Source organism: Pseudomonas agronomica, from assembly GCF_025917275.1.
In the GTDB taxonomy this organism is placed as follows: domain Bacteria; phylum Pseudomonadota; class Gammaproteobacteria; order Pseudomonadales; family Pseudomonadaceae; genus Aquipseudomonas; species Aquipseudomonas agronomica.
Genome location: NZ_JAOSHO010000423.1, coordinates 1 through 4,427, shown reverse-complemented (window position 1 = coordinate 4,427; position 4,427 = coordinate 1). Strand labels below are relative to the sequence as shown.

Annotated in this window: 4 protein-coding genes; 3 read left to right on the top strand and 1 reads right to left on the bottom strand. The window is 60.0% G+C overall.

What is annotated here, in order from left to right:
• Positions 1 to 18 precede the first annotated feature (18 nt).
• Positions 19 to 1,395, bottom strand: a complete 1,377-nt coding sequence (locus OC610_RS21935; RefSeq protein WP_024780479.1) for a glutamine synthetase family protein — start codon at positions 1,393 to 1,395, stop codon at positions 19 to 21.
• A gap of 278 nt (positions 1,396 to 1,673) precedes the next feature.
• Here OC610_RS21935 and OC610_RS21930 point away from each other — a divergent pair, with 278 nt between their 5' ends.
• From OC610_RS21930 to OC610_RS21920, 3 genes are all read left to right on the top strand, one after another.
• Positions 1,674 to 2,450 carry a gamma-glutamyl-gamma-aminobutyrate hydrolase family protein gene (locus OC610_RS21930; protein WP_264430732.1) on the top strand — a complete coding sequence of 259 codons (777 nt, stop codon included), beginning with the start codon at positions 1,674 to 1,676 and terminating at the stop codon, positions 2,448 to 2,450.
• A gap of 40 nt (positions 2,451 to 2,490) precedes the next feature.
• On the top strand, positions 2,491 to 3,849 hold the full coding sequence (locus tag OC610_RS21925; protein ID WP_264430730.1) for a glutamine synthetase family protein: 1,359 nt from the start codon (positions 2,491 to 2,493) through the stop codon (positions 3,847 to 3,849).
• Positions 3,850 to 3,905: 56 nt separating this feature from the next.
• The coding region (locus OC610_RS21920; RefSeq protein ID WP_264430727.1) for an aminotransferase class III-fold pyridoxal phosphate-dependent enzyme at positions 3,906 to 4,427 on the top strand (522 nt) is incomplete at its 3' end.

Here is a 4,427-nt window from a genome sequence, read left to right as displayed (position 1 = left end):
TGTTCTCACAGCAACCGCTTACACGGTATGCAGGTACCAGTTGTACTCAAGGTCGGAGATGGAGTGTTCGAATTCTTCCAGCTCACTTTCCTTGCAGGCCACGAAGATATCGATGTATTTCGGATCGATGTACTTGGCCATGACTTCGCTGTCGTCCAGCTCGCGCAGGGCATCGCGCAGGTTGTTCGGCAGGCTTTGCTCGTTCTGCTCGTAGCTGTTGCCTTCGACCGGCGCGCCGGGCTCGATCTTGTTGACCAGGCCGTGGTGCACGCCCGCCAGTACGGCTGCCATCAGCAGGTACGGGTTGGCGTCGGCGCCGGCAACGCGGTGCTCCAGGCGCACCGCATCGGCCGAGCCGGTTGGTACGCGCAAGGCGACGGTGCGGTTGTCCAGGCCCCAGGTCGGCGAGTTCGGCACATAGAACTGTGCGCCGAAACGACGGTAGGAGTTGACGTTCGGGCAGAGGAAAGCCATCTGCGCGGGCAGGGTCTCGAGCACACCGCCGATCGCGTGACGCAGCGCGGCGTTCTGCTCGGGATCCTCGCTGGCAAAGATATTCTTGCCGTCTTTGTCCAGGATCGAGATATGGACGTGCAGGCCGTTGCCCGCCTGGCCCGGATACGGCTTGGCCATGAAGGTGGTGTCCATTTCATGGTCGTAGGCGATGTTCTTGATCAACCGCTTGAGCAGGACCGCGTAGTCGCAAGCCTTGATCGGGTCGGCGACGTGGTGCAGGTTGACTTCGAACTGCGCCGGGGCACTTTCCTTGACGATGGCGTCGGCGGGAATGCCTTGCTCCTTGGCACCTTCGAGGATGTCTTGGAGGCAGTCGACGTATTCGTCGAGGTCATCGATCAGGTAGACCTGGGTCGAATGCGGGCGTTTGCCGGAGATGGGCGAGCGGGGCGGTTGTGGACGGCCGTTCACGTTCTCCTGGTCGATCAGGTAGAACTCCAGCTCGAAAGCCGCGCAGATGGTCAGGCCCAGTTCGTCGAACTTGGTCACGACCTGGCGCAGGACTTCACGCGGGTCGGCAAAGAAGGGTTCGCCTTCCAGTTCGTGCATGGTCATCAGCAGTTGCGCGGTCGGGCGCTTCTGCCAGGGTTCGTTGCTCAGAGTGCCGGGGATGGGATAGCAGATGCGGTCGGCATCGCCGATGTCCAGGCCCAGGCCGGTGCTTTCCACCGTCGAGCCATTGATATCCAGGGCAAATAGAGAGGCCGGCAGGTTGATGCCTTTCTCGTAAACCTTGTGGAGGCTGGTGCGTTCAATGCGCTTGCCGCGCACCACACCATTCATATCCGCAATCAGAAGGTCAACGTACAGAACCTCAGGATGTTCCTTAAGGAACGCGTTCGCTTCGTTAAGCTGAACGGCACGCGGGGGTACCGACATGATGCAACACCTTTGTTGTTAAAAATATCAATCATTGATCTCTTCGAAAGCCAGTCAACCCGAACGGCATGCCGAAGTCAAGCAGGGCCTTTTTTGCCCTAAAAAAGCACCTGTGGGGCTTTTTTGAGGCAATTTGGGGCGTTTTTTTCCCTTTGAGGGGCTTGGCGCCCGCAGGCTTGAGCGGGCCGTGTTGTATTTTTTACGGGGGTGTTGTGTAAAAAAATGAACAAGGCTAAGCTCGATTCAAACCCATAACAGCAATAATACCGGGGTGCTTCATGTCTCGCCTGCCGTTAATCGGCGTCACCACCTGCTCCAGGCAGATCGGTTTGCATGCGTATCACACCACTGGCGACAAATATGCCCGGGCTGTCGCAACAGCCGCCAAGGGCTTGCCAGTGCTGATCCCCTCACTGGCGGATCTGTTCGCACCGTCCGATATTCTGGACGCCCTGGACGGTATTCTTTTTACCGGCTCTCCTTCCAATGTAGAACCTTTTCACTACCAGGGCCCGGCCAGTGCGCCAGGCACTGCTCATGATCCTGCACGGGACGCCACCACCCTTGCGCTGGTCCGTGCCGCTGTCGAGGCGGGCGTTCCGGTGCTGGGCATCTGCCGGGGTTTCCAGGAAATGAACGTAGCCTTTGGCGGCAGCCTGCATCAGAAAGTTCATGAAGTCGGAACCTTTATCGATCATCGTGAAGACGACACCCAACCGGTCGAGATCCAATACGGCCCGGCCCACGTCGTGCTGATCCAGCCTGGCGGTGTCCTCGCGGGCCTGGGCCTGCCGCCGGAGATCGACGTCAACTCGATTCACAGCCAGGGCATCGAGCGCCTGGCACCGGGGCTGCGGGCCGAAGCATTGGCGCCGGATGGCTTGGTCGAGGCCGTCTCAGTTGTACAAGGCAAGGCTTTTGCTTTAGGTGTGCAATGGCACCCCGAATGGGCGGTAGGCTCTAATCCGTACTATCTTGCGATTTTCCAGGCATTTGGCGATGCCTGCCGAGCAAGGGCAACACAACGCGACGCCGATGCGTCAAACAACGCCTGACTTCTAATAGCAGCCAGGAAACTCACGCCTAGAGGCATTTATGAGTAACAACCTCGACCAGCTCACCGATTGGTTGAAAGACCACAAGATCACAGAAGTCGAATGCATGATTGGCGACCTGACCGGCATCACCCGGGGCAAGATCTCGCCGACCAACAAGTTCATTGCCGAAAAAGGCATGCGCCTGCCCGAGAGCGTCCTGCTCCAGACCGTAACGGGCGACTATGTCGAAGACGACATCTATTACGAACTGCTCGACCCTGCCGACATCGACATGATGTGCCGCCCGGACGAAAACGCAGTGTTCCTGGTGCCCTGGGCCATCGAGCCCACCGCACAGGTGATCCATGATTCCTACGACAAGCAAGGCAACCCCATCGAGCTGTCGCCGCGCAACGTATTGAAGAAGGTGCTCAAGCTCTACGCCGACAAGGGCTGGCAGCCGATTGTCGCGCCGGAAATGGAGTTCTACCTGACCAAGCGCAGCGACGACCCGGACTTTCCGCTGCAACCGCCGATCGGCCGCTCCGGCCGCCCGGAAACCGGTCGCCAATCGTTCTCGATCGAAGCGGCCAACGAATTCGACCCGCTGTTCGAAGACGTCTACGACTGGTGCGAATTGCAGGAGCTGGACCTCGACACGCTGATCCATGAGGATGGCACCGCGCAGATGGAGATCAACTTCCGTCATGGCGACGCGCTGTCCCTGGCCGACCAGATCCTGGTGTTCAAGCGCACCATGCGCGAGGCAGCGCTCAAGCACGACGTGGCCGCCACGTTCATGGCCAAGCCCATGACCGGCGAGCCGGGCAGTGCGATGCACCTGCACCAGAGCATCATCGACAAGGAAACCGGCAAGAACGTCTTCTCCAATGAAGACGGGACCATGAGCGATCTGTTCCTGCACCACATCGGTGGCCTGCAGAAATTCATCCCCGAGCTGCTGCCGCTGTTCGCACCCAACGTTAACTCGTTCCGCCGCTTCCTGCCCGATACCTCGGCGCCGGTGAACGTGGAGTGGGGCGAGGAGAACCGTACCGTGGGCCTGCGGGTTCCGGATGCCGGGCCGCAGAACCGTCGGGTGGAAAACCGCTTGCCGGGCGCCGACGCCAACCCGTACCTGGCGATTGCCGCCAGCCTGTTGTGCGGCTACATCGGCATGGTCGAAGGCATCAATCCGAGCGCCCCCGTGGTGGGCCGAGGGTATGAGCGCCGCAACCTGCGCCTGCCGTTGACCATCGAAGATGCCCTGGAGCGCATGGAAAACAGCATCACCATCGAGAAATACCTGGGCAAGAAATTCATCACGGGCTACGTCGCGGTCAAGCGGGCCGAGCATGAAAACTTCAAGCGCGTCATCAGTTCGTGGGAGCGGGAATTCCTGCTCTTTGCCGTCTGATGCGCCGGGCGGGGCTGCCATGGGCCCCGCCCCAAATGAAATAAAGGAGAATTCGCATGACCCGCAATAACCCGCAAACCCGTGAATGGCAGGCCCTGAGCAACGACCATCACCTCGCACCCTTCAGCGACTTCAAGCAGCTTAAAGAGAAAGGCCCGCGCATCATCACCCACGCCAAGGGCGTGTACCTCTGGGACAGTGAAGGCAACAAGATCCTCGACGGCATGGCCGGCCTCTGGTGCGTGGCCGTCGGCTACGGTCGCGATGAGCTGGCGGACGCCGCCAGCCAACAAATGCGCGAGCTGCCGTACTACAACCTGTTCTTCCAGACCGCCCACCCGCCCGTGCTGGAATTATCCAAGGCCATCGCCGATATCGCCCCGGAAGGCATGAATCACGTGTTTTTCACCGGCTCCGGCTCGGAAGGCAACGACACCATGTTGCGCATGGTCCGCCACTACTGGGCGATCAAGGGCCAGCCGAACAAGAAAGTCATCATCAGCCGCAAGAACGGCTATCACGGCTCGACCGTGGCCGGCGCGAGCCTGGGCGGCATGACTTATATGCACGAGCAGGGC

Excerpts from the sequence above, each read along its gene's own strand:
- OC610_RS21925 (WP_264430730.1), top strand. The coding sequence starts at position 2,491 with ATGAGTAACAACCTCGACCAGCTCACCGATTGGTTGAAAGACCACAAG.
- OC610_RS21930 (WP_264430732.1), top strand. The coding sequence starts at position 1,674 with ATGTCTCGCCTGCCGTTAATCGGCGTCACCACCTGCTCCAGGCAGATC.
- OC610_RS21935 (WP_024780479.1), bottom strand. The coding sequence starts at position 1,395 with ATGTCGGTACCCCCGCGTGCCGTTCAGCTTAACGAAGCGAACGCGTTC.